This window comes from Nocardiopsis sp. NPDC006938 (assembly GCF_042869555.1).
Taxonomy (GTDB): Bacteria; Actinomycetota; Actinomycetes; order Streptosporangiales; family Streptosporangiaceae; genus Nocardiopsis.
Window position 1 is genome coordinate 307,400 of record NZ_JBIAGA010000002.1, and the last position, 25,442, is coordinate 332,841.

General features: G+C 72.7%; 19 protein-coding genes and 1 riboswitch. Of the genes, 14 read left to right on the forward strand and 5 right to left on the reverse strand.

Annotated features, from left to right (window positions below):
• Positions 1-4: 4 nt before the first annotated feature.
• Complete coding sequence (locus tag ACFYL4_RS04320) at positions 5-916, reverse strand: hypothetical protein (protein ID WP_387516310.1); 912 nt, start codon at positions 914-916, stop codon at positions 5-7.
• 191 nt (positions 917-1,107) lie between these two features.
• On the opposite strand from ACFYL4_RS04320, the gene ACFYL4_RS04325 reads away from it, so the two are divergent.
• The 9 genes from ACFYL4_RS04325 to thiC all read left to right on the forward strand — a co-directional run bounded on the left by ACFYL4_RS04325 (position 1,108) and on the right by thiC (position 16,226).
• On the forward strand, positions 1,108-2,958 hold the full coding sequence (locus ACFYL4_RS04325) for a GDSL-type esterase/lipase family protein (protein ID WP_387516312.1): 1,851 nt from the start codon (positions 1,108-1,110) through the stop codon (positions 2,956-2,958).
• Positions 2,955-4,895: a hypothetical protein gene (locus ACFYL4_RS04330; RefSeq protein WP_387516314.1), complete on the forward strand. Its 1,941-nt coding sequence runs from the start codon at positions 2,955-2,957 to the stop codon at positions 4,893-4,895. Before ACFYL4_RS04325 ends, ACFYL4_RS04330 begins: the two co-directional genes overlap by 4 nt.
• Positions 4,892-5,032, forward strand: coding sequence for a hypothetical protein (locus tag ACFYL4_RS04335; RefSeq protein ID WP_017542507.1), 141 nt, complete (start codon positions 4,892-4,894; stop codon positions 5,030-5,032). Before ACFYL4_RS04330 ends, ACFYL4_RS04335 begins: the two co-directional genes overlap by 4 nt.
• A gap of 221 nt (positions 5,033-5,253) precedes the next feature.
• Positions 5,254-6,588: a glycosyltransferase family 4 protein gene (locus tag ACFYL4_RS04340; protein WP_387516316.1), complete on the forward strand. Its 1,335-nt coding sequence runs from the start codon at positions 5,254-5,256 to the stop codon at positions 6,586-6,588.
• The gene (locus ACFYL4_RS04345) at positions 6,585-11,105 is read left to right on the forward strand and encodes an alpha-(1->3)-arabinofuranosyltransferase family protein (RefSeq protein WP_387516318.1); all 4,521 of its coding nucleotides are present in this window, start codon (positions 6,585-6,587) and stop codon (positions 11,103-11,105) included. The genes ACFYL4_RS04340 and ACFYL4_RS04345 overlap by 4 nt, the downstream gene beginning before the upstream one ends.
• Positions 11,102-12,118 carry a DUF3068 domain-containing protein gene (locus ACFYL4_RS04350; protein WP_387516320.1) on the forward strand — a complete coding sequence of 339 codons (1,017 nt, stop codon included), beginning with the start codon at positions 11,102-11,104 and terminating at the stop codon, positions 12,116-12,118. The genes ACFYL4_RS04345 and ACFYL4_RS04350 overlap by 4 nt, the downstream gene beginning before the upstream one ends.
• A gap of 63 nt (positions 12,119-12,181) precedes the next feature.
• Positions 12,182-13,462, forward strand: coding sequence for an MFS transporter (locus tag ACFYL4_RS04355; protein WP_387516322.1), 1,281 nt, complete (start codon positions 12,182-12,184; stop codon positions 13,460-13,462).
• 10 nt (positions 13,463-13,472) lie between these two features.
• Positions 13,473-14,327 carry an SOS response-associated peptidase gene (locus ACFYL4_RS04360; RefSeq protein ID WP_387516324.1) on the forward strand — a complete coding sequence of 285 codons (855 nt, stop codon included), beginning with the start codon at positions 13,473-13,475 and terminating at the stop codon, positions 14,325-14,327.
• Positions 14,328-14,453: 126 nt separating this feature from the next.
• Positions 14,454-14,569: riboswitch (TPP riboswitch) on the forward strand.
• Positions 14,559-16,226, forward strand: a complete 1,668-nt coding sequence (gene thiC / locus ACFYL4_RS04365; protein ID WP_387516326.1) for a phosphomethylpyrimidine synthase ThiC — start codon at positions 14,559-14,561, stop codon at positions 16,224-16,226. Its footprint overlaps the riboswitch before it by 11 nt.
• On the opposite strand, the gene ACFYL4_RS04370 is transcribed toward thiC, so the two are convergent.
• Positions 16,223-16,657, reverse strand: a complete 435-nt coding sequence (locus ACFYL4_RS04370) for a DUF4345 family protein (protein ID WP_387516328.1) — start codon at positions 16,655-16,657, stop codon at positions 16,223-16,225. The two genes, thiC and ACFYL4_RS04370, sit on opposite strands and share 4 nt — an antisense overlap.
• A gap of 71 nt (positions 16,658-16,728) precedes the next feature.
• Positions 16,729-17,550, reverse strand: a complete 822-nt coding sequence (locus ACFYL4_RS04375; RefSeq protein ID WP_357770076.1) for a methyltransferase domain-containing protein — start codon at positions 17,548-17,550, stop codon at positions 16,729-16,731.
• 363 nt (positions 17,551-17,913) lie between these two features.
• On the opposite strand from ACFYL4_RS04375, the gene ACFYL4_RS04380 reads away from it, so the two are divergent.
• The 4 genes from ACFYL4_RS04380 to ACFYL4_RS04395 all read left to right on the forward strand — a co-directional run bounded on the left by ACFYL4_RS04380 (position 17,914) and on the right by ACFYL4_RS04395 (position 22,392).
• On the forward strand, positions 17,914-18,585 hold the full coding sequence (locus ACFYL4_RS04380) for a sigma-70 family RNA polymerase sigma factor (protein WP_357770075.1): 672 nt from the start codon (positions 17,914-17,916) through the stop codon (positions 18,583-18,585).
• Positions 18,582-18,893, forward strand: coding sequence for a mycothiol system anti-sigma-R factor (gene rsrA / locus ACFYL4_RS04385; RefSeq protein WP_357770074.1), 312 nt, complete (start codon positions 18,582-18,584; stop codon positions 18,891-18,893). Before ACFYL4_RS04380 ends, rsrA begins: the two co-directional genes overlap by 4 nt.
• A gap of 821 nt (positions 18,894-19,714) precedes the next feature.
• A complete protein-coding gene (locus tag ACFYL4_RS04390) occupies positions 19,715-21,061 on the forward strand; it encodes an HD-GYP domain-containing protein (protein ID WP_357769939.1) in 1,347 nt (448 codons plus the stop codon).
• Positions 21,061-22,392, forward strand: a complete 1,332-nt coding sequence (locus ACFYL4_RS04395) for an HD-GYP domain-containing protein (RefSeq protein WP_387516331.1) — start codon at positions 21,061-21,063, stop codon at positions 22,390-22,392. Before ACFYL4_RS04390 ends, ACFYL4_RS04395 begins: the two co-directional genes overlap by 1 nt.
• 46 nt (positions 22,393-22,438) lie before the next feature.
• Here ACFYL4_RS04395 and ACFYL4_RS04400 read toward each other — a convergent pair whose 3' ends face one another.
• Positions 22,439-23,179 carry a GntR family transcriptional regulator gene (locus ACFYL4_RS04400; RefSeq protein ID WP_357769942.1) on the reverse strand — a complete coding sequence of 247 codons (741 nt, stop codon included), beginning with the start codon at positions 23,177-23,179 and terminating at the stop codon, positions 22,439-22,441.
• Between the two features lie 132 nt (positions 23,180-23,311).
• Between ACFYL4_RS04400 and ACFYL4_RS04405 the strand changes: the two genes are divergently transcribed.
• Positions 23,312-24,856 (forward strand): sensor histidine kinase, encoded by a 1,545-nt coding sequence (locus ACFYL4_RS04405; RefSeq protein ID WP_387516333.1) that lies wholly within the window; start codon positions 23,312-23,314, stop codon positions 24,854-24,856.
• A gap of 83 nt (positions 24,857-24,939) precedes the next feature.
• Here ACFYL4_RS04405 and ACFYL4_RS04410 read toward each other — a convergent pair whose 3' ends face one another.
• The gene (locus ACFYL4_RS04410; RefSeq protein ID WP_357769946.1) at positions 24,940-25,194 is read right to left on the reverse strand and encodes a WhiB family transcriptional regulator; all 255 of its coding nucleotides are present in this window, start codon (positions 25,192-25,194) and stop codon (positions 24,940-24,942) included.
• Positions 25,195-25,442 lie beyond the last annotated feature (248 nt).

Genomic DNA, 25,442 nt, shown 5'->3' on the forward strand with positions numbered 1-25,442 from the left:
CGGGCTACCCCTGGTGGGCGGGGTCGGCCTCGGCGCGGAGCCTGCTGGTGTCCGCCTCGGCCTGGGCGACGTTGCCGCGCACCAGGACCACCACGACCAGGGTCAGGGCGAACCCCCCGACCCGCAGCGCCAGCAGCAGCGGGTCCTCGGGCAGCTGCTCGCCGAAGAGCAGGGTGCCGACCACCACCACGAACACGTTGCCGACCACGTTCGACACCGGGGCGGTGATCGAGGCCCGGGAGCGCTGGAGCGAGGTCTGGAAGAGGACGATCCCCACCGCCCAACCCAACGCGTACAGGTAGGGGAACGGGGACAGCAGAGCGGGCACGACCGCGCCGAGGAAGCCGTTGTCGGCGAGCAGGCCGCCCAACCCCTTGCCCTGGAGCCCGGCGCTGCCCTGCGCGAGTCCCGCGGCAGCCCCCATGGCGGCGGCCGACACGTACCGGCCCCTCCCTCCCACGAAGCCCATCACCGCCACGCACGCCACGACGGTGACCACGCTGACGGCAACCAGAACCGGAGTGTCGGCGGTGGTGCCGGTCTCGGCCCCGTCCACGGTCGACAGGCTGAGCAGGCCCAGCGCGACCGGCATGACGCCGAGGGCCGTGTACTCGCCGCGGGTGATCCGCTCGCCGCGCGCCAGGGTGACGACGAGCAGGGTGGTGGCCACCCCGGCCGCGAAGGCGGGCTGGGCCACGGACACGGGGGCCAGGCCCAGGGAGACGATCAGGCCCACGCTGCCCAGGGCGGCGAAGGCGCATCCGAACACCCACCTCGGGTTACCCAGCAGTACTCTGGCGAGGTGGAGGGGGCGGTTGATCGAGATGGACTCGGAGCCGTGCAGCGCGCGCTGTTCCACGGTCAGACCGATCGTGTAGACCAGCGCCGAGAGCAGCGCGACCAGGAGTCCGATCACGGTGAGGGGCCTTTCGGCTCGGTGCCGCCGGACCGGGCTGGGCCAGAGGCTTGACGGCATCCATATAACCAGTTCTAGTCTGGTCTGGCGAGCGACGGGTCCCTGGTCGATGGACGAGGGGTAACGGCGCTCCGTTGCCGAACAGGAACCTGTAACTACCCGCGACGCGCGGCGGCGAGAGATGGGGCACGGTGCAGGACCCGGACGAGCACGTCACCCCAGGGCCGGGCGACCCCGCGGACGGAGGGCTCCCCGACGCCGACGCGGCCCCCGACCGGTCGGGGACGGGTACGGGGCGCGGCTCGTGGACGCGGCGCGCGCCCGCCTGGCTCACCGCCCGGGACTGGCGCGGCCTCGCCGTCTGGCGCCGAGGGGGATCGCGCTTCGAGCCCGGCCCGCTCGGCCTGCTCGGGGTCATGCTCTCCGCCATGGCGGTCACCATGCTGCTCCTCCAGACCGGCTCCGGAGGACTGGGCGGTGAGCGCGGCACCGGTGACCAGGGGCCGGTCCCGGTTCCCGGACCTCCGGACGGCGAGCTGCGCATCATGCTGGTCGGCGACTCCGCGACCCAGGGCAGCAGCGGCGACCACACCTGGCGCTACCACCTGTGGACCCACCTGTCCGAGCAGGGTGTGGACTTCGACTTCGTGGGCCCCAGCGACGACATGTACTCGCTCGACACGGAGGAGCCCGGCGACCGCAGCTACGCCGTCCCCGGCTTCGACACCGACCACGCGGCCCGCTGGGGCGCCACCGCCCGGGAGCTGTCCGCCGACATCGCCGAGGTCGCCGCCGAACACGACCCCCAGTACCTGCTGGTGCTCGCCGGGACGGAGGACATCCTCGCCGGGGGAGGCGCCGACCAGGCGCTCGACGGGATCGCCGAGACGGTGTCCACGGTGCGGGTGGTGCTCGACGGGGCCCGGTTCGTGGTGGGCGAGCTGCCCGACGTGGACGGCACCGGAGACGACGGCAGGGTGAACGCCGAGATCGCCCGGTTCAACATGGGGTTGGTCGACCTCGCCGACCAGCTCACCTCCGCGGCCTCGCCCGTGGTGGTCGCGCAGGTCGCCAGGGAGTACGTCCCGGCGTTCGACAACTGGGACGCCACCCACCCCAACGTGCGCGGCGAACTCAAGATCGCCGCCGCCTTCGCCGACGCCCTGGCCGCCCCGCTGGGGGTGGGGGAGGGTTTCTCGCGCCCCCTGCCCGAGCTCTCCACCGGTCCGCTGACCGCTCCCGAGCCCGAGTACGAGGAGACCGACGAAGGCCTCCTGCTGAGCTGGAAGAACGTCCCCGGGGCCACCGACTACCGGGTGGTGCAGCGCCGACTGGACCCCGACCCGGACGAGGCGGGGGTGATTCCCGCCGACGTCGGGAGTGAGGACGACGACCGCTTCCTGTTGGTCGACTCGCTCTTCAGCGGAGCCCGCTACGAGTTCGTCGTGCGCCCCTTCAAGGGGCGGGACGAGGGCACCGGGTCCGCCCCGCTGAAACTGGTGTGGGACGGCGAGCCGCCGCCCGCGCCCTCCTGGGTGCGCGTGCACGAGGGCGGTTCCCGGGTGACCTGGGAGGACGTTCCGGAGGCCGGGCACTACGAGGTGTGGGTACGGCGTCTGGAGTGCGGGCCGGACCAGCGTGCCGCCCCCGGGCGGCTCCGCGTGGCGGCAGCGCCCCCTGACCGGGTCGTGACGCGCCCGGCCAACCCGGCCACCGACGGCCCGGACGTCCCGGGCGGCACCGATCCCGAGGTGGAGGAGCCCCGGCCGACCCCCTCCCAGCGGCCGGAGCCGCCCGTCACCGTACCCGAACCGGACCCCGAACCCCCGCCCCCGGCGGCGCCCGCGCCCGGCACCTCCTGCGCGCCCCCGGACGACCGGGGGCCCGAGGACGGCGAGGGCTGGCACACGCTGGGCTCCGTCGGTGAGCGGACGGACTGGACGGTGTCGGTCTCCGGTCCCCACGAGGTGGTGGTGCGCTCCCACCGCGACTACGTGAAGGGCGGCCACTCCGCCGGCGTCGTCCTCACGGAGGGCTGGTGAGGACGGCCGCGCGCCTGACGACCAGGGCGCTCCCTTGGCTGGTGGGTCTGGCCGCGGGTGTGCTCGCGCTCGGTCCGGCCCTGGGCCCGGGGTACGTGCTCCGGTACGACATGGTCTTCGTCCCCGACCTCTCACCGGCCACGGTGCTGGCGGGGGCGGACGGGTTCCCCAGGGCGATCCCGAGCGACGCCGTGGTGGCGGCCCTGTCCCTCGTGCTGCCCGGAGACCTGGTGCAGTCGCTCGCACTGCTGGTGGTGTTCGCTGTGGGCGGGGCGGGCGCCTTCCGGCTGTCGGTGCGGCTGGTGGGCGGGGCGTCCGGGCGCGGTCGGGCGCCGGGCGCGGTGCTGTCGGCCGGTGCCGCCGCCGGTGTGCTCTACGTGTGGAACCCGTTCGTGGCCGAGCGTCTGCTGCTCGGACAGTGGGCGGTGCTGCTGGGGTACGCCGGGCTGCCGTGGGTGCTGTGGGCGGTGGTACGCCTGGGGTCGGGGCGGCCGGGCGCGGGGCTGGCCGGTGTGGTGGTCGCCCTGGTTCCGGCGGCGGTCGGCGGCTTCTCGTCGGTGGTGCTGAGCGCGTTGACGGCCGGACCCCAGGCGTTGACCGGGCCGCGCCGCTGGCGGAACGCCGGACTGTTCGTGCTCGGGCTGGTCCTGGTGTCTCTGCCGTGGCTGGCGCCGTCCCTGGCCGCGGGCGCGGCGGGCGCGGTCACGGACCCGGCTGGGGTCGAGGCGTTCGCGGCGCGCTCGGACACCCCCTTCGGAACGGTGGGGTCGCTGGCACTGCTGGGCGGTGTGTGGAACGCGGGGGCGGTGCCGCCGGGGTACGGAGAACCGGTGACCGCCACGGCCCGGCTCCTGCTGTGCGCGGCGGCCGTGGCCGGCTGGGCGTGGTGGCTGCGGCGGTTCCGCCCGGCGGTGGGCGTCGGGTTGACGGTGTCGGCGGCGGCCGGGTTCGGGGTCGCTCTCCTCGGGGTGAGCGCACCGGGCAGGGAGTTGCTGGCCGCGCTGATCGGCGTGTGGCCGGGGTTCGGTCCGCTGCGCGACGGGCAGCTGTTCCTGGCGCCGCTCGCCCTGGTGCAGGCGCTGGGCGCGGGCGCGGTGGTCCTGTGGTTGCTGGGCGCCCCGCCCTCGACGGGTGAGCGGTGGCCCGACGGGAGGCGCAACGGGCGACGCGGCCCGGACGGCGGCGCGGCCGGGGAGCCCTCACGGGGCACGGGAGTGCCGCTGTGGCGCGCGGTGTCAGTGGTGTTGGTGGCCTTGGCGCCCGTGGTGGTGCTGCCGGGGCTGCTGTGGGGCGCCGGGGGGCGTCTGGCGCCGGTGGAGTACCCGCCGGGGTGGCGGGCGGCCCAGGAGGCGGTGGCCGCGGACGACCGGCCCGGCGCCGTGCTGGTCCTGCCCTGGAGCGCCTACCGGGGACCGGAGTGGTCCGGGGCGCCCGTCGTGGTGCTCGACCCCGCGACCAAGCTGTTCGACCGGCGCACCCTCTGGAACGACGACCTCAGCGTCGGCACCCCGGACGGCGGCAGGGTCGTCGTCACCGGGGAGGACGCCCGGGCTCGGGAGGTCGCGCGGCTGCTCGACCCCGATCCGGCGACCGGCCTTCCGGGCGACGCGCTGCTGTCGGACCCCGACGCCCTCGCGGAGCTCCTGGGCGGGCTGGGGGTACGCCACGTGGTGGTCTCCGCCCCGGTCGAGAACCAGTTCTGGTCAGGGGCGGAGTCCCTGTCGGTCGTCGTCGAGAGCGCTGACATGACCCTTCTGCGTGTGGATGACCAGCACATCAACGCGGACAAAGAGCCATTTCCGGGGTTGGAAGTTACCAGCGGGTTAGTTACAGTTGGGGCAATCATCTGGTCTATGGCTAGATCAGGTTCTAGTCTCGGGTTCCAGCGTCCCCGACCACGAACGGAGCGGGACGCGCGGAAGGAGATCCCCAAGTGATCAAGGTAATCGCCGCCTGCGTGATCGGCGCGGCTCTGGCGGGAGGGGCCACCGTCGTGGCCACCAACCTCGCCACCGAGTCGACCGCGACCGCGGAACCGGTGAACGAAACCCTCTACAACTACGGCGACCGCTAGGCGTCCGTTCTTGCCGAGGCAGGCGGGCGCCCCGCCGCCAGTGGGGCGCCCGCCCCGCCCCCCGCGGTCGCACCCCTCGTGACCGCCCCATCCCCAACGACGCCCGGTCCACGGGTCCGTTCGGCGTGCCCTCGACGCGTCCCGCGCGTGCTCGCCGAACGTGTCCGAGCGCGCGCTCCGCGTTCGCGCCAGCGCCCGGGAACCGCGCGGAAGGAGAGCGTGTGGTCTTCCAGAAGGTCCCGGCCCGGGTGGAGTCCGGTCGCCCCGCGGCCGCCCCCGCCCAGGCCACCGTTCCCGCCCCCAGCGCGGCCCCCGACGCCGCGCCGGCCCCCGCACGGTCCGCAACCGACGACCTCGGCCCCCGCCTGGACGGCGTCCGGATCGTCATGGTCAACTGGCGCGATCCCTGGCAGTCCACCGCGGGAGGAGCCGAGGAGTACGCCTGGCGCATCAGCCGTCACCTGGCCGAACGCGGCGCCATCGTCACCTTCCTCACCAGCCGTGAACCCCACCAGGCCCGCGTCGAGACCAAGGACGGCATCGTCATCCGCCGTATGGGCGGCAGGTTCACCGTCTACCCGCGCGTCATGGCCTGGCTGGCCCTGTGGAGACGTGAGTACCACCTCGCCTTCGACTGCATGAACGGCGTCCCGTTCTTCTCCCGGCTGGTCCTGCGCCGCCGCACCCGCGTGGTCAGCGTGGTGCACCACGTGCACGACCTCCAGTTCAACGCCTACTTCCCGGCCCCGATGGCCTGGTTCGGCCGGTTCCTGGAATCCGCGGTCGCCTCCCGCGTGTACCGGAACTGCACCACCGTCACCGTCTCGGAGTCCTCCCGCGCCGCCATGCGCGACAAGCTCGGGTGGCGCGCCCCCATCGAGATCGTGCACAACGGCGGTGTGGCCCCCGCCCCGGTCGCCGCCGAGCCCGCCCCGGCCGCCGACGCCGCGCCCGCGCTCGTCAGCCTCGGGCGCCTCGTGGTCCAAAAGCGCGTCTCCCGCGTCGTCGACCTCGTCCGGGCGCTCGACGGCACCCACCCCGGACTGCGCGTGCACATCATCGGTCGCGGGCCCGAGGGGGAGCACCTCGCCGCGCAGGTGGAGCGGGACGGCCTCCACGAGCGCGTGGACCTGCACGGCTTCCTCTCCGAGGAGGACAAGAACGCCGTCCTGGCCTCCTGCCACCTCCACGTGACCGCCTCCGAGTTCGAGGGCTGGGGCCTCACCGTCATCGAGGCCGCGCGGCTCGGCGTGCCCACGGTGGCCTACGATGTGGACGGACTTCGCGATTCGGTCCGCGACGGCGAGACCGGATGGCTCGTCCGCGAGGGCCAGACCCTGGAGGACGTCGTCTCCCGCGCCCTCTCGGAACTGTCCGACCCCCGGCGCGCCGAGGAGGTCCGACGGGCCTGCCGCACCTGGGCGTCCCGGTTCACCTGGGAGGCCAGCGGCGCCCGCATGACCCGCCTGGTCGCCGCCGAACTCGGTCTGGACGCCCCCGCCCGCACCGCCATCGGCACCCCCGACCCCACAGCAGGCAAGAAAGCGACGATGTGACTTCGGCGGAATCCACCGCCAGGCGCGAACCGGAGGATTCCAGAACACCGACCGCCCCCGGCGGAGTGGACGAGAGGCTGCTGGCGCGGCTCAAGGTCCTCGCGGTGTGTCTGCTCCTGGGAGCACTGGCGGCCAGCATCGACCCCGGCAGGATCGTCAGCGACACCAAGATCGACCTGACGGTCAACCCCCTGGGCTTCATGGAGCGCGCCCTCCACCTGTGGGACGCCTCCTACTTCGGCCAGCTCCAGAACCAGGCCTACGGGTACTTCTTCCCGAACGGCCCCTTCCACCTGCTGTTCGAGGTGCTCGGCATGCCCGAGTGGCTCATCCAGCGCCTGTGGATGGCCGTGCTGGTCATCGCCGCGTTCGTCGGCGTGTACAAGGTCGCCGGAGCGCTGGGGCTGGGCACCGTCAACACCCGCATCCTCGCCGGTGTCGCCTACGCGCTCGCCCCGCGCGTGCTCACCCTGCTCTCCTACAACTCGGCCGAGCTCCAGCCCATGCTGCTCATGCCGTGGATTCTGCTCCCACTGGTCCTGGGTGCCCGGCACGGGTACCCGCCCGCGCGCATGGCGCTGCTCTCCGGGCTGGCCTTCCTGATGTGCGGCGGCACCAACGCGGCCTCCGAGCTCGCGGTCCTGGTCGTCCCCGGCCTCTACCTGCTCACCCGGGAACGCGGGCCGCGCAAGCGGAGGCTCATCCTGTGGTGGTCGGTCGCGCTCGTGCTCGCCTCCGCCTGGTACATCGCCCCGCTGTTCCTGATGTCGCGGTACGTGTACTCGTTCATGCCCTACACCGAGGACGCCGCCGTCACCACGGGGATCACCTCGCTGTTCAACGCGCTGCGCGGCACCTCGAACTGGATGGGGTTCCTGCCCGACATGGGCAACACCGCCCTGCCCTCGGGCGCCGAACTCTCCCTGACGCCCTGGCTGGTCGCGGTCACCGCACTGGTCGCCGGGTTGGGCCTGGCCGGGCTCATCAACCGGCGCACCCCCGAACGCCTCTTCCTCATCAGCTGCCTGCTGGTGGGCACCGCCATCGTCGTCGCGGGCTTCACCGGCGCGCTGACGGGGCCGTTCGCGCCGCTCATGCGAGAGCTGTTCGACGGAGCCCTGGCACCCTTCCGCAACGTCCACAAGTTCGACGCGCTGATCCGTCTTCCCATCGTCCTGGGTCTGGCCCACCTGCCCGTCGTGGTCGCCCGGGACTGGGCCGACCGCCGGGGCGGCCGACCGGCCCCCGGCGAGGTGGCGCGGGTCCGGCGGACCGTCGCCGGGGCCAGCGCCGCCGTCTTCCTGGTCACCCTCACCCCCATCGCGACCGTGGGCATCGCCCCCCGCGGAGGGTTCGAGGAGATCCCCGACTACTGGTACGAGGCCGTGGAGTGGCTGGAGGACCAGGGCGACGACCGGGGTATGACCATGGCCCTGCCCGGGTCGGCGCGCGGCGAGTACGAGTGGGGGCGCCCCCTCGACGAACCCCTGCAACCGCTGCTCTCCGGCGCGTGGACCAACCACCAGATCATCCCGTGGGGTTCCTCCGGCATCTCCCGCGTCAACCACGAGATCGACCAGCGCGTCTCGTCGGGGCGCGGTTCCGAGGGGCTCGCGGACACCCTCGCCCGCCTGGGCGTCACCCACCTCGTGGTCCGCAACGACCTCCAGCGCGTGGGCAACAACGGCGGCTGGCCCGCCCGCGTCCACCAGGCGCTCCAGGACTCACCCGGCGTCACCGAGGCCGCGGAGTTCGGGCCGGTGATCGGTTCCCTCGACCACTCGTCCGCCTCGCAGTGGTTCGACCAGCCCTACCCCTCACTGACGGTGTACAAGGTGGAGGACGCCGCGCCCACGGTCGGCACGGTGCCCTCCGCCGACGCGCTGCGGGTCACCGGCGGTCCGGAGTCCGTGCTGCACCTGGCCGAACAGGGCCTGGTCAACGACGACCGACCGATCCTGCTCGGCGACGACCCGGGTGCCGACGCCGTCCCCGCAGAGGACACCATCGTCACCGACACCGCCCGCCGTCGCGAGGTCGTCTACTCCGACGTGCGCCGCAACGTCTCGGCCACCATGACCGAAGGCCAGGAGCTGGAACGCGACGTCCCCGCGCCCGACATCCTCGATCCGGCCTGGGAGGAGTACGTCTCCCACGCCGAGGACCTCGGTGTCGCCGGGGTCACCGCGTCCAGCTCCGAGGGCGGGGTGGAGTCCCGTGCGAGCGACCGCGACCCCGGTCACGCCCCGCACGCCGCCCTGGACGCCGACCTCGGCACCGCCTGGCGGTCCAGCGCCTTCGCGGGCGCCCTCGGCCAGTGGATCGAGGTCGAGTTCGAGGAACCCCGCGACCTCACCGGCCTGAGCGTGGCCTTCGAGCAGCTGCCCGGCGACCCTCCGCCCTCCAGGGTCACCCTCATCACGGACGAGGGGCGCACGGAGGCGACCGTGGCCGCCACCGACGAACCCCAGGACCTGGCCGCGCCGCCCGGGCCCACCCGCACCCTGCGCGTCCGGATCGACGAACTGGCGTGGGAGCCCGAGTACCGCTTCGGCACCCGGGTGGGGATCTCCATGATCTCCCTGCCCGGCCTGGAACCCACCCGGACTCTGCGGGTGCCCGGGCCCGCCGACGCCGGAACGCACCTCTTCACCGGGTCCACCGGTACCGTTCCCGGCTGCATGGAGGGGTCGCACGCCTGGGTGTGCAACCCCCGCCTGGAGGTGAGCGGTGAGGACGCCAGCGGGCTCGACCGCACCTTCGAGCTCTCCGCCGACGCGGCCGCCGGACCGCACGCCATCTCCGGCGAGGTGGTCCTCACCGACCCCCGCGAAGCGGAGAACGGCGCCAACCGGGCCGGCGGGTATCCGCTGGTGACCGGGTCCTCGACCGCAGTCGGCCACCCCGCGGCCATGGGCCGGGGCGCGTTCGACGACGACGAGGGCACGGTCTGGTACCCGGACCCGGAGGAACGGGAGCCCTGGCTTGACGTCGACCTCGGGACCCCCACCGCGATCGACCACATGCGGGTCGAGTTCCCCCGCGCCGACAGCGTGATGCGGCCGATCCGCGTCACGGTCGAGGGCGGCGGGACCGTCCGTGAGGGTTGGCTGGACGGCAGCGGCCGGGTCGACTTCGCCGAACTGACGGCGTCGTCCCTGCGGATCATCTTCGCGCCCCCCGAGGGCCAGGCCCTGGAGATCGGCACCGTCGCGCTGCCCGGTGTGCCCGCCGTGGACCCGCTCCCCGAAGGGGACGCCTCCACCGCGTGCGGCCTGGGGCCGACCCTGCGGGTGAACGGGCAGCGGGTGGAGTCCCGGATCAGTGAGGGCACGCTCGCCGACCAGCTCACCGGGCGTCCGCTGCGCTACGAGACCTGCACGGACCTGGACCTCACCGAGGGGGAGAACCGGGTCGTGGTCGACCCGGGCAACCGCTACCAGGTGCGGTCGGCGCTGGTGGAGGCCGAGGCGGCCTCGGGCACCGACGGGATCGGCGGGGCCCCGAGGGTGCGGATGGCCGGGGTCGAGGTGCACGGGTGGGGACCGGGTGAGCGACGCGTCGGCGTGGACGTCGACGAGGACAGCCTCCTGGTGGTCAACGAGAACTTCAACGAGGGCTGGGAGGCCGTGCTCGACGGTGCGGACGGGCCGCTGGAGCCGGTGCGGCTGGAGGGCTGGAAACAGGCCTGGGTCCTCCCCGAGGGCAGCGCGGGCACGGTCACCCTGACCTACACCCCCGACGCCGTGTACCACCGGGTGCTGGCGGGGGGCGGCGCCCTGGCGGCGCTGCTCGTGGTGCTGGCGCTGTGGCCGCGCCGCTGGCTTCCCGGGGGGCGGGCGTCGACGGACGCCCCGGTGCGCGGGGCGCGTGACCTGCCCGGCGCGGGGCCGGGCTGGCTGCCCCGGCGGGTGCTCCTGCCGCTGGGTCTGGCCTACGGGGTGTGGATCGCGGGCTGGTCCGGCGCGGCCGTGGTCGGGCTGATCCTGCTGTCCCTGTGGTGGCTGGCCCGCCGGGCCCCGAAGAGACTGCGCCACGCCAAACCCGGACGGCCGTCCCTGGGGGGCTGGGCACTGCCGTACCTGGCCGGTCCGTGGGTGGTCACGGCGTCCCTGGCCCTGGCCGGAGCGGCCATGGCCTCGGGCACGTACCTGGTGGTGAACCTGCCCTTCCACGACGTCACCGAGACCCTCGGGACGGCCCTGCGCGGCTGGGTGCCGCAGGCCCTGTGCCTGCCCGCCATGGCCCGCCTCGTCCTGGCCCTGGGCCAGCGCGGTGACGACGGCCGGCCCTCCACGGACCAGGCCCCGCCGGACGCGGTCGCCACCGGTGCCGGCGCCACCGGTGCCGTGCGCGCGGACGTCGACGGAGTGAGCGCGGCCGGGTCCCCGAACGGGACGCGGGAGCGGAGGCGGCGCGAGCCGTTCCCGTCCCCGAACGGTGCCGGGCCGGATGGCCGGGACGGACGCCCGGAACGGCCCGGGACCGGTCACGACGTCGAGGAGGCGCACCCGTGAGGACCACCTCGGGCAGGGGAACCGAACCCGACCGGAGCCCGCCCCCGGGCACGCTCCTGGTGGCGGCCGGAGCGTTCCTGCTGACCCTGGCCCTGCTGCTTCCGCTGTACGTGCACGACCGGGTCGCCCTGCTGCCCGCCGACGCCAGCCTGGGCCTGCGTCTGGTCGACGACGACGCCAGCTACCTGGACACCGCCACCTGGACCCGGGTGCGGGGCGCCGACCTCGAACGTGACACCCGTGTCGAGGCCTCGGCGCACGGAGCCGACTGGTCGGCCTGGGAGATGACCGTGGAGACCGCCTCAGCGGACCGGGTGCTCGACTACTGGAGCCGCCGGGTCATCGTGGACCGCGCGACCGGACGCGCGGTCAACTGCTGCGGCGAGCACGTCGGCGGCGACCGCGCGGTACGCCAGGCGGGGCTGGTCCTGTACTGGCCGCCCGGCGTCCCCGAGGGGGACCACTCCTTCTACGACGCCGAGGTGCGCGCGGCGCCCGCGGTCGTGTTCGAGGACGACGACGAGGTCGCCGGGCTGGCGGTGCGCCGGTACGCGCAGAGCCTGGGGGCCACCCAGGTGCCCGACTCCGCGAGGGACGTCCCGGCCGCCCTCTTCGACTCCGGCGCCGAGGGGACGGTCAGCGCGGCCCGGTGGATCGCCGTGGAGCGTACCTTCTGGGTCGAGCCGGTCACCGGCACCGTGGTGAACCTGGAGGAGCGCAGGACCGAGACCCTGCGCCCCACCAACGGTTCCGGTGAGGTGGAGCTGCTCGACGCCGACCTGGCCCTGGCCGAGGGACAGGTCTCCGGGTACGCGGAGCAGGCCCGCGTGCGGTCGCTGCTGTTGCGCGGCCTGGAACGCTGGGCGCCCATGGCGCTGGGTCCCATGGGGGCGCTCGCCGTCCTGGCGGGGCTGCTCGGGGCCTGGCGGTCCCGTTCCCCGGCCGCGGAGGAGGACGGCGGGCCGGTGCCGGAGGCGGGGGGCGACGCGCCACCGGTCGCGAAAACCGGGTGACGAACCGGCGGAGGGGCGGTCATGATCGCACCGAACCGTTCCTCCGCATCCCCCGGAGACGCCGTGCCCACGGACCCAGCTCCCGCCGCCCCGCGCCCTCCGGCGGTACGCCGCCTGAGGGCGGCCGTCCTGCTCGGCGCGATCCTGCTCTCGTCGATGGGGGACGAGGTGGTGTTGGTCGCGGCGATCCTCCGGTTGGCCGAGACGGGGAACGCCCTGTGGGTCACCGCGCTGCTCACCGCCCAGATCGGCCCGCTGATCCTGCTCGCGCCCCTGGCCGGGGTCGTGCTGGACCGCTTCGACACGGGTCGGGTACTGGTGCTGTCCTGCGTGGGGCAGGGTCTGGCCATCCTCCCGGCGCTGTGGTTCCCCCACCCGGGGGCCCTGGTCCTGTGCGTGCTGGCGGTCAGCTCCCTGGCGGCCTTCGCCAACCCGGCGATCCTCACCCTCCTGCCGAGCGCGGCCGGTGAGCTCGCCCCGGTGCGCGCCCACGCCCTGTTCGAGGGGGTACGGGCCTCGGCCACGGTGCTCGGCCCGCTCACCGGCGGAGTGCTGGTCGGCCTCTTCGGGGTCGCCCCGGCCCTCCTGCTGGACGCGGTGAGCTTCTTCGCGGCGGCCACCGCGTTCCTGCTCCTGGGCGTGCGGCGCCCGGTCGCCCGGGCTCCGGGGCCCCTGTGGGCGGGCGCCCTCGACGGAGCCCGCCACCTGGCGCGCGCCCGGTTGTTCCGGGTCCTGCTGCCGGTCCTCCTGGTGGCCGTGGCGGCCACCTCCACCACCAACGTGGCGATGGTGTTCGTGGTGCGGGAGGTCATGGGGCACGGGGCCGGGATCTTCGGTGCGCTCACAGCGGGCTGGGGGGCGGGACTCCTGGCCGGTGCGCTGTCCGTGTCGCTGCTGCGCCCGGCACCGACCGGGCGGGCCGTGGCCCTGGCCGCGGCCCTGGTGGGCGCGGCGCTGGCACTGTGGGCGGCCTTCCCCGCCCTGGGAGTGGCCGCGCTGTGCGTGGTCGCGGCCGGGGCGGGCAACTCCGCCTTCAACGTCCTGCTCAGGTCGGTGGTGCACCGGCACACGCCCGAACCCCTGCTCGGCCGGGCCCACGCGCTCATGGGATCGCTCGTCAACGGCGGGTTCGTCGCGGGTTTCCTCGTGGCCGGGTGGTTCGCCGCCGACCACCCCCGGGAGCTGTTGGCCGCCGCCGGGTCGGTCGCCCTGCTCACCGGGCTGCTCGGCGCGCTGGCCCTGCGCCTCACCGGTGCCGACGGCGGGTCGGACGGGTCGGACGGGACGGGCGGGGGCTGCGGGAACGACGGCGCGCACGGGGAGGACCGGGGGCGGATCACGTAGGATTCCCCCCATGTGCGGTCGTTATGCCCAGTCCCGGAACGTGCACCAGCTCCAGTTGGCCTTCGCCCTTCCCGAGGAGGCCCGGGAACAGGAGGACGACCCGCGTTCCTGGCCCCCGCTGGAGGAACTCGACCCGGACTACAACATCTCGCCGGGCCGCCCCGTGTACGCCGTGCTCGGACCGCCGCCGCGCGGGGAGGGCACCGGTGCGCCGGGCCCGCGCACCCTGCACACGATGCGCTGGGGCCTGGTCCCCTCGTGGGCCAAGGACCGCAACGTCGGCTACCGGATGATCAACGCCCGCAGCGAGACCGTCGCGGACAAGCCCGCCTTCCGCACCGCCTACCGGAGCCGCCGCTGCCTCATCCCCGCCGACGCCTACTACGAGTGGCAGCTCCTCAACAAGGACGGCACCGCCGAGGCCAGCACCTCGCCCGCCACCGACCCGCAGCACCGCAGGCGCAAGGCCAAGGCGGCCAAGAAGCCGTTCTCCGTCCACTACGCCGGGGACGAACCCCTCGCCATGGCCGGGATCTTCGAGCGCTGGCGCGACCCCGAGGTCGACGACGAGCGGGACCCCGCCGCCTGGGTCTGGAGCTGCGCGGTCATCACCACCGAGGCCGCGCCCGAGCTCGCGCACATCCACGAGCGCATGCCCGTCGTGGTGCCTCGCGAGGACTGGGCCGCCTGGCTCGACCCGTCCAGCGGCCCCGACCGACTGGCCCGGGTGCTGCACGAGACCCCGGTGGAACGGTTCGCCGTCGACGAGGTCTCCACCGAGGTCAACAGCATCAAGAACAACGGCCCCGACCTGCTGGAACCGACCGCGGGCGACGGAGCCGACCAGCTGGAGACACTCTTCTGACCCCCGGAGGCCTGGACAGGCCCGGGGACGTCCTGTGTATGGTGTGCGAGGCCACGGGGGAGTGCTTTCCCCGGCCCGGGGCACCGTGATCGAGGTGTCCCGGCACGTTCGACGTGCGCACATGTGAATACGCAACGCGGGAGCTCGCGCCATGGCGGGCTGAGAGGGCGACTCGACGGTGTCGCCGACCGCAGAACCTGTTCGGGTAATTCCGACGTAGGGAGGCATGCCATGACGGCTATCGACGGTCGTGACGTTTCCACCACCGACGAGCACCGGGTGACCACAGGTCCCATCATGGGATCTCGCAAGGTCCACGAGGAGATCACCACCCCCGAGGGCACCACCCTCCGCGTCCCCCGCCGCCGGGTGGATCTCAGCAACGGCAGCCACTTCGATCTGTACGACACCTCCGGCCCCTACACCGACGACCACGCCGACATCGACGTCCACCGGGGGCTGCCGCGCACCCGTGAGAGCTGGGCGCTCGACCCCGTGAACGGCGCGGTCACCCAACTGGCCCACGCCAGGGCCGGAACCATCACCCCCGAGATGCGGTTCGTGGCCGCCCGCGAGGGCGCCGAACCCGAGTTCGTCCGCGACGAGGTGGCCATCGGCCGCGCCGTCATCCCGGTCAACCGCAACCACCCCGAGTCCGAACCGACCATCATCGGCAAGAACTTCCTCGTGAAGATCAACGCCAACATCGGCAACTCCGCGGTCACCTCGTCGGTACCCGAGGAGGTCGAGAAGATGGTGTGGGCCACCCGCTGGGGCGCCGACACCGTGATGGACCTGTCGACCGGCAAGCGCATCCACGAGACCCGGGAACGCATCGTCCGCAACTCCCCGGTACCCATCGGCACCGTGCCGATCTACCAGGCGCTGGAGAAGGTCGACGGCGACCCCACCCGGCTCACCTGGGAGATCTACCGGGAGACCATCATCGAGCAGGCCGAACAGGGTGTGGACTACATGACCGTCCACGCGGGCGTCCTGCTCAGGTACGTACCGCTGGCCGCCCGCCGCGTCACCGGCATCGTCTCGCGCGGCGGCTCCATCATGGCCGCCTGGTGCCTGGCCCACCACCGGGAGAGCTTCCTCTACACCCACTTCGAGGAGCTGTGCGAGATCTTCCGCCGGTACGACGTCACGTTCTCGCTCGGTGACGGCCTGCGCCCCGGCTCCATCGCCGACGCCAACGACGAGGCGCAGTTCGCCGAGCTGCGCACCCTGGGCGAGCTGACCCACATCGCCCGCTCCCACGACGTCCAGGTGATGATCGAGGGCCCCGGCCACGTGCCGATGGACAAGATCCGGGAGAACGTGCGCCTGGAGGAGGAGCTGTGCGGTGAGGCGCCCTTCTACACGCTCGGCCCCCTGGCCACCGACGTCGCCCCCGGCTACGACCACATCACCTCGGCGATCGGGGCGGCCCAGATCGGTTGGCACGGCACCGCGATGCTGTGCTACGTCACCCCCAAGGAGCACCTGGGGCTGCCCAACCGCGACGACGTCAAGACCGGCGTGATCACCTACAAGCTCGCCGCGCACGCCGCCGACGTCGCCAAGGGCCACCCCCGGGCCCAGGAATGGGACGACGAGCTGTCCAAGGCGCGCTTCGAGTTCCGGTGGCAGGACCAGTTCCACCTGTCGCTCGACCCGGAGACCGCGCAGTCCTTCCACGACGAGACCCTGCCCGCCGCGCCGGCCAAGACCGCGCACTTCTGCTCCATGTGCGGACCGAAGTTCTGCTCGATGAAGATCTCCCAGGACGTGCGCAGGTACGCCGAGGAGAACGGTCTGGACACGGTCGAGGCGATCGAGAAGGGCATGGCGGACAAGTCCGCCGAGTTCGCGGAGGGCGGCAACCGCGTCTACCTGCCGCTCGCCGACTAGCGGGCGACGGCCCCGGGCCCGTCGCCCCGCACCGGGCGGCGGGCTCGCCGGAGCAGTGAGTGGTGCCACCACAGCAGAAGCGGGGGCACCACCAGTTCCACCGCCATCAGCAGCAACAGCAGTGCGGCGGGAGGCCCGGCCACGGCCAACGACAGCACCCGCGCCAGACCGCCGAGCACCACCGCGCCGCACACCCAGCGCAGCGTCAGGCTCCGGTCCGCCGCGAGGGGGTCGCGCGCGATCCAGAGCAACAGCAGGCCCACGGCCAGGAACAGCGCGGAGAAGAAGCGGTAGTTGCTGTCCACCTCCGGGCTCACGGCGGTCTCCCCCGGCAGGGGAGCGGTGCCGAACAGGGTGTCGACGGCGCCGACCACCACCACGAACAGCGCGAGCAGGACGAGGAGGGTCCGGAAGGCCTTGGGGTGACGCACGGGGGGCTCCATCCGACGGGGGGTCTTCCTCCCGACCCTAGGCGAGCCCCCGCCGGGCCGCCCGGCGGGGCCTACCGGGGCCTGACGGCGCTGGCCACCAGGTGCACGCCGACGTAGTCGTCGGAGTCGGCGGCGTGCAGTTCCATCTCCACGAGCCGCGCCATCGAGCGGGGGTCGCGGGCCAGCATCATCTCCACGGTGGAGGCCGACAGGACCGTGCGCGGCTTGATCCACTCCAGTTCGAGCCCGGCCTCGGTGACCATCTCCGTGAGCTGTTCGGCGGTGAAGCAGCGGGTGATCGACCCGTCCGGCCAGGGCACCAGGAGCACGTCGGCGCTGGGGGCGTGGCTCAGCTCGGGCCAGGCGTCCTGCTCGGCCAGCAACGCCATGCCCAGCACCACCGAGTCCACGCAGATCAGCACCCGGCCGCCGGGGCGCAGCACCCGGGCCACCTCCGCCATGGAGGACTCGGTGGCCAGCTGCCGGGAGAACACCCGGTTGTCGGCGATCACCCCGTCGAAGGACCCCGGAGCGAAGGCCCGCAGGAACGCGGAGTCGCCGACCACGTGCCGCAGGCGTCCGCGGGGCGTGGGGCGCGGGACCACCGCCCGCCCGTTGACCAGGGTGAGGGGGCGGCGCATGGCCATGTCCACGGAGGGCAGCAGGGTGACGACGTCGTGACCGGCCGCCACGGCGCGGGGGGTCCCCTGGAAGTCGGGGCTGGACAGGTCGAGCAGCCGGGCGGGCCGTTCGGGGAGCCAGCGGCTGATCTGCGCCTCCGCGACCGCCCAGTAGAAGCGCCAGTAGTCCGAGAGTCGGTCGGTGGTGGCGAACTGGGCGGCGGGCGATCGGGGTCGGTCGGAGGCCGGAGTCGAGGACGGTCGCACGTGCACTCCTCTCCATCCTTCAGTGAGTCCTACCCGCACTCTGCCATGCCTCACCTTCGCCGACGCGCGCAAACGACAAAGTTCGGCCGGACGCCCCCACCTTCCGCCCGGACGGCGGAATCAGCGCGCGGGGGACGTTGTTGTCACCAGCACCGCCGGGGGGAGAGCCCCGGCAGGGGCCCGGAGTCGAGCCCGGGACGGCGACAGGGAAGGGGCGGGGTTCGGGACATGGCGACCGCTGGTGCGTGCCTTGAGCGCGAGGAAACGGCGTTGGCGCCACGCGGCGTCGACGCGCAGGTCGGGGGTGTGGGAACGTATCTTTGGGACACGGACACCCCACCAGGGACCAGCGCGAGGAGGCCGAAGGGCTTGGACCAGAGCCAGGAGACAGCCGGGGAACGGGACGAGCGGTTCGAGAGGGACGTGCTTCCCTTCCTCGACCAGCTCTACTCGGCGGCGCTGCGCATGACACGCAACCCCTCGGACGCCGAGGACCTGGTGCAGGAGACCTTCGCCAAGGCGTTCGGCTCCTTCCACCAGTTCAAGGCGGGGACCAACCTCAAGGCGTGGCTGTACCGCATCCTCACGAACACCTTCATCAACTCCTACCGCAAGAAGCAGCGGGAACCGAAGCAGGCCGGTACGGAGGACGTCGAGGACTGGCAGCTCGCCCAGGCGGCCTCGCACACGGCGGCGGGGCTGAAGTCCGCTGAGGCCGAGGCGCTCGAACACCTCCCCGACAGTGACGTCAAGCGGGCCCTACAGGAGCTTCCCGAGGACTTCCGGATCGCGGTGTACCTCGCGGACGTCGAGGGCTTCGCCTACAAGGAGGTCGCCGAGATCATGGGGACCCCCATCGGAACGGTCATGTCGCGGCTCCACAGGGGGCGGCGCCAGCTGCGCACCCACCTGGAGGAGTACGCGGTGGACCGTGGGTTCCTCCCCGCGACCAGGGCCGCCGAGGCCGCTGCCGTCGCGTCGGGGTCGTCGGCGGGGGGCCGGGGACAGGTGAGCGGTTCGGATCGAGGAGACCGGCGATGAGCGGCGGCCAGGACAAGTCGGAGACGGACACCCCGTGCAGCGAGGTGTTGGAGAAGCTCTACACCTACCTTGACGGCGAGCTCGCGGAGAGCGACTGCCCCGAGGTCAGGGCGCACCTGGACGGGTGCGGTCCGTGCCTGGACGAGTACGGCCTCGAGGAGGCCGTGAAGAAGCTCGTCGCCAAGCACTGCGGCTGTGATCCGGTCCCGCTGGACCTGCGGGACAAGGTCCTGGGAAGGCTGGCGCGGGCCCGCGACGAGCAGTTGGCGCGCGAGGCCAGGGCCGACGTCCCCGGGGCGCCCGCCTGAGGCGCGGCTGAGCCGTCGGCGGCCCGGGGCCGCGTGGACGGGGTGGCGAAAGCTGGAATTCCAGCTTTCGCCACTTTTGTATTTTCGGGGCCGCTTGTTGCGGTCTGGTGTGTTTTGGGCCTTATGCGTGCTTTTGGAGAAAGAGTGCGCCGACACCCGTGGGGCTTCGGGGGTTTTGGTCACGGGGGTGCCCGGTGGGTGGTTCTCGTGGGGTTCGACACGCCCGATGCGGAGAAACGGTTTTCGGTCGTGACCGAGTCGGAATGAATTTCCTTGAACTCGTGAGGACTTGTTTCGAATGCTCACGATGGGTAGTCGTGCCTGATGGGGTCGGCTGGCGCCCTGCGCAGGAACGCCCCGGGGGGCGACGATCGCCCGAGTCGCCCCTGGGGCCTATTGTCACTCTGTGTAGTTGTTTGGAATGACTAATTGAATTAGTAATTCCACGCTCCGGAACTTGTTGCCCTCTGTGGCCGATCGGGCGCCCCCGGTTCGGGTTGGGGGTAATCAGGATGGTGCCGTGGCCCGTTAAACTGGAGGCCTTATCCAACGAATAGGGTCATTTGCGCGGCGTACCCGGGGGATGAGGGGGCCGTCGCCGCAGGGAGAAGGGGGATGACGATGCTCGTCACCATGTTCGGTCCGATGATGTCCGCCGTTTTTGCTGCTTCCACTTTTACCGGTTGGTCTTGGTGGTAGAACAGAACCGGTGAAACCATGACAGTCCGGTCGTCGTCGGTGGGGGGTGAACGGGGGTGCGGGCTCTTCCTTGGGGCGCGCGTGTCTACGTCGGGATCATCGTTGTCAGTGCTGTCGTCGTCATGCTCGTGGGTCCCTACTCGGGGATCAGCCTGGGGACCCTGGTACTCATCGCTGTCCTGTTCGTCGTCGCGGAGTCGATAAGCACACACGTCGTCGCCGACGTCAAGGAAGCCGGAATCTCGCCGAGCTCGGCCGTGGCCCTGGCCGCCGTCGTGCTCGTGGGACCGGCCGGCGCGGCCGTGGTCGGTTTCGCCTCCTGCCTGGTGATCCGCAGGCAGGGTCTGGTCAAGCGGGCCTTCAACGGGGCACAGTTCGCCCTGGCGGCGCACGTGGCCGGACACGTCTACCTGCTGCTCGGGGGCACGGTGGGGGTGCCGGGGCAGTCCGACTTCCCCGGCATCGTCCTGCCCTACGTCGCGGCGGTCCTGACGCACACGCTGCTCAACTCGGCGCTCATCGGCGTGCTCGTGTGGTGTCTGGGCGTCACCCGGCCCGCGCGCGTCGGGCCGCTGCGCTGGCGCCCGCTGGCCTCCCTGGAGGTCGCCTCCGTGGGCTACCAGATGCTGGGCCTGGCCATCGCGGCCATCTGGGGCGCGGTGGGCGTCATCGCCCCGCTCCTGGTCCTGCTGCCGCTGTTCATCGCCCGCTGGGTCTTCGGCCAGCAGAGCGCCGAGGCCCGCGCGCACGAGGCCACGCTGGCCACCCTGTGCCAGGCGGTCGAGACGAAGGACTACTACACCCGGGGCCACTGCATGCGGGTGGCCGAGGGCTCGGCGATGATCGCCGCCGAACTGGGCATGCCCGCCGAGCGGGTGCAGAAGATCCGCTACGCGGGCATGCTGCACGACATCGGCAAGCTCGGGGTGCCCACCAAGGTGCTCCAGAAGAACGGCAAGCTCACGGACGACGAGTACGCCGCGATCAAGCTGCACCCCACGCGCGGGTACGAGATCGTCCGGGAGATCAGCTTCCTCGACGAGGCGCTCGCGGGCATCCGGCACCACCACGAGCGCCTGGACGGTCGCGGCTACCCGATGGGCCTGGTGGGGATGGAGATCCCCGAGTCGGCCCGGATCATCAGCGTGGCCGACGTCTTCGACTGCCTCACCTCCACGCGGTCCTACCGCAAGGCGTGGTCCGTGGAGGACGCCATCGCCGAACTCCGGCGCTGCGCGGGCAGCCAGTTCGACCCCCGGATGGTGGAGGCCCTCGTGCGCGCCGTCACCCGGGAGGGGTGGGAGACTCCGGACATCGCGGAGCCGCCGGGCGGGTGCTACGGCGCCTCCGGCGGCGCGGAGTCCGAGGAGAAGGGCGCGACGGCACCGTCCGCCGCGCGGCGGGACGGTACGTCCCCGGTGGCCGAGTCCACCTCGGCGGCCGCGGTGACGGGGGGCCAGGAGCGGTGATGGCGCAGAGGCAGTCGGACGGGGTCCCGCCCGGTCCGCACCCGAGTGGTCCCGAGGGCGGGGCGCTCGGCCACCAGCGGGCCCGGGGGCCCGTGTGGCGCACGGCGCGCCCCTTCCGCGCCCTGCTCGTGGGCGGGGTGGGCGCCGCCTCCCTCACCGCCCTGGTGTGGACCGCCTCCACCGGGTTCGACCAGCCCTACGTGGCGCTGGCCTTCTGCCTGGTCATCGCGGTCGGCGAGCTGGCCAGGATCACCCTGCCCGGGCACCGGGGGTCCGCGCCGATCGCCCTGGCCGGGGCGATCGCCTACGCGTTCCTGCCCAGCCTGGGCGGCGAGGCCAGCCACCACTCCGCCTGGCAGGTCGTGGCGGTGGTCGCGCTGGGCGTGGCCCTGGGCGAGCTCCCGCACGTGGCGGTGGGCCACGCCCCCCGCCTGGAGGACGTGGCGCGTCGGGTGCTCACCGCGGCCCTGCTCGCCGCGGCCTTCCGGCCACTGGCCGAGGCCCTGTCCCTGACCGGCCCCTCCGTCGTGGTCGCCCTGATGATGACGGTGCTGGTCGCCCTGGCCTGGGCGCTGGACGTGGGGGTTTCCGCCGTGTTGCGGGCCGAGCGCCTGCGCACCCGGCTCGCGGTGGCCCTGCGGGACGAGGCCCGGGCCCAGGTCGCGACCGGCGGCGCGATCGCCTCCAGCGGCGTGCTCATCGCCCTGGCCTGCACGGTGACCGGCCTGGTGGGCCTGCTGGTCTTCCTCGCTCCGCTCCTGGTCTCCCAGGTGGCCTTCCGCAGGCACGCCGAGGTGCGCCGCACCTACCTGGAGACGGTGCGCGCGCTGTCCAGGGTCACCGAGGTCGGCGGCTACGTGGAGAACGGCCACTCCCGCCGGGTCAGCCAGCTCTCGCACGGCATCGCCTGCGAACTGGGCCTGGCCGAGGCGGAGCTGCTGGAGCTGGAGTACGCGGCGCTCATGCACGACATCGGCCAGCTCTCGCTGCGGGAGCCCATCGCGGGCGGCGCGACCGTGCTGTCCTCGCCCAGGGAACAGCGGCGGATCGCGGAGCTGGGGTCGGCCATCATCCGGGAGACCGGGGTGCTGGACCACGTCGCCGAGATGGTCCGCCGCCAGTGCGAGCCGCTGGCCGGGGACGGCGAGGCGGGCGTGCCGCCGCTGGGCAGCCGGATCATCAAGGTCGCCAACGCCTTCGACGACCTCGTCGGGGAGAACGGCGACGCCGAGCGCCGGGCCGCCGTCGTGGAGCGGCTGCGGATGGACACCGACAGCGAGTACGACCCGCGGGTGGTCGACGCCCTGGCCAGCGTGCTCGCCCGCGGCTGACCCGGACCGCGCCCCGCGTGCGGGTTCCGGACCGGGGCGGGGCGCGTCAGTCCCGGGGCGGGCGCAGGCGGGTGACGAACTTGTAGCGGTCCCCCCGGTACAGGGAGCGGACCCACTCCACAGGGTGTCCGTCTCCGTCGAAGCTGTGCTGGCAGTGCAGCACCAGCGGCAGGCCCACGTCCACGCCGAGCAGGCGCGCCTCGTTGGGGGTCGCCAACACCGTCTCGATGGAGGCCTCCGCCTCCGCGAGGGAGACGTCGTAGGCGCTCGCCAGAGCCTCGTAGAGCGACGCGTAGCGGTCCAGCTGCCTCCGGAGTCCGGGGAAGCGCCGTGCGGCCAGGTGCGCCGTCTCGACGGCCATGGGCTCGCCGTTGGCCAGCCGCAGCCGTTCGATCCGCAGCACGCGACCGCCCGAACGGATCGAGAGGAGCTCCGCCAGCTGGTCGTCGGCGTTGATGTAGCTGACGTCCAGGATGCGGGTGGCGGGGTGCAGGCCGTGCGCCCGCATCTCCTGCGTGTAGCTGGTCAGCTGGAGGACCTGCGCGACCTTCGGCTTGGCCACGAACGTGCCCTTGCCCTGGATGCGCAGGAGGCGGCCCTCGACCACCATCTCCGTCAGGGCCTGGCGCACCGTCGTGCGCGAGGTGCCGAACTGCGTGGCCAGGGAGCGCTCCGGCGGGACCGGGTTCCCGGCGGGCATGGCCTCGATCAGCTCCAGCAACTGCTTCTTGACCTGGTAGTACTTGGGCACCCGCGGGTTGCCGTCCAGTGTGCGCTGAACCGTCATCAGTCTCCTCCGCCGCGTTGCGCACCCCGCCCGGTCGTGGTCGTGCGGCCGCCTTGCGGCCGTCGATTGGTGTGGACCACTGGTCGAGTGCGTGCCCCTTGAGTATGCACGGCTTCATGGGATGATTTGTGAGTGCCTCACCTCAGCGACCTCATTCGCCGACACACGTCACTCAAACAGGCGGACCTGGAGTGGATTCACTCGCTGGTCTCCGACTGGCAGCTCCTGGCCGACCTCTCCTTCGCGGACCTCGTGCTCTGGGTGCGCCTGCGGGAGGACGACGGGTGGATCGCCATCGCCCAGATGCGGCCCACCACCGGCCCCACCGCCTTCCAGGACGACCTGGTGGAGGCGGTGCTCAGGGACGACATGACCGATCTCACGTCCCGGACCGCCCCTCGGGTGGTCGGCCGCCGGGCCCTGATCGACCGGGCCTGGAGCGAGGGGCGCATCTGCCGCGACGGCGACCCCGACTGGTCTGGCGGGGTGCCGGTGCGCGAGGAGACCATTCCGGTCCGCAGGGAGGGCAACCTCATCGCCGTCATCCAGCGCAGCACCAACCTGAGTTCGGCTCGTACGCCGAGCCGCCTGGAGCTCACCTACCTCCAGAGCGCCGGCGACCTCGCCCAGATGATCTCGGAGGGCGCCTTCCCGTTCAGCGACCAGGGGCCGCTCATGGTCCGGTCGCCGAGGGTGGGCGACGGACTGCTGCGCCTGGACCAGAACGGCGAGGTGGTCTACGCCAGCCCCAACGCGCTCTCCGCCTACCGCCGGCTGGGCCTGGCCGCCGACCTCGTCGGGGCGCGCCTGGACCGCACCACGCTGGAGCTGGCCTCGCAGGGGGAGGCCCGGGACGAGAACCTCACCTACACGGCGAGCGGGCGGGCCCCGCAGGAGTCGGAGATCGAGGCGCGCGGGGTCACCGTCCAGCTGCGGTCGATCCCCCTGATCGTCGACGGTGTGCGGATCGGCGCGCTGGTGATGGTCCGCGACGTCACCGAGCTGCGCAGGCGCGAGCGCGAGCTCATGACCAAGGACGCCACCATCCGGGAGATCCACCACCGGGTGAAGAACAACCTCCAGACGGTGGCGGCGCTGCTGCGGCTCCAGTCACGGCGTCTGGACATCCCCGAGGCGCGGGCGGCCCTGGACGAGGCGGTCGGCCGCGTGGGGTCCATCGCGATCGTGCACGAGATGCTCTCGCACACCCCGGACGAGGTGGTGGACTTCGACGACATCGCCGACCGGGTCATGCAGATGGCGGCCGAGGTGTCCTCGACCGGTCACGCGGTGGTGCCCCGGCGCGACGGCCACTTCGGACTGTTGAACGCGCTCGTGGCCACCCCGCTGTCGATGGTGCTGGCCGAGCTGGTGCAGAACGCGGTGGAGCACGGACTGGGCCAGGGGCCGGGCCTGATCGAGGTGCGGGTGCGCCGGTTCGACACCGGGCCGGGCCACCCGGGGCCGAGCAGTCTGGAGCTGGCCGTCTCCGACGACGGCGGGGGGCTGCCGGAGGACTTCGACCTGGAGGGCACCACGAGTCTGGGCCTGCAGATCGTGCGGACCCTCATCGTGGGCGAGCTCGGGGGGACCCTGGCGATCAGACCGAAGGAGTCCGGCGGGACCGAGGTGGCGATCGGTCTGCCCCTGGAGCACGAGGAGCGCGAGGTTCCCTGACGGGCGCCCGCGGCGCTGTTGCCGTGGTGCGCGGTCCGGGCCCCCGCCGTGCCAGCGGAGGATCGTCGTCGGCCGGGAACGGTCTAGCTGCGGACCATGGGGCGCAGCGCGGTACCGCGGCGCTTCATGCGGCGGCGCTCCTCCTCGGAGGTGCCGCCCCAGACGCCGCCGTCCTGGCCGCTCTCCAGCGCCCACTTGAGACACGCGGAGCTGACCGGACAGCGCTGGCAGACCTCCTTGGCCTCCTCGATCTGGATCAGTGCGGGGCCGAAGTCGCCGATGGGGAAGAAGAGTTCGGGGTCTTCGTCACGGCAGGCTGCGTCATGGCGCCAGTCCATGCGGTCCACTCCTCACAGTGAGGCGATCATTTGTGAAGCTTTTCACGATCGGAATGTGCAAGGGCGCCCGGCGGAGGGGGTCCACCGGTGGGTGTCGTCAGGCCGAGTAAGTGAGGTTTCACCCCACGGCCACGTGGGAGCGCCCAAATTAACTCGCCCGTAACTCGCGGCGATATGTCGAGCGTGTCAGGATCGCCGGGACCATGCAAGACTTCCCGAGGCCGAAGGTCCTGTTCGGTGTGTCGGGT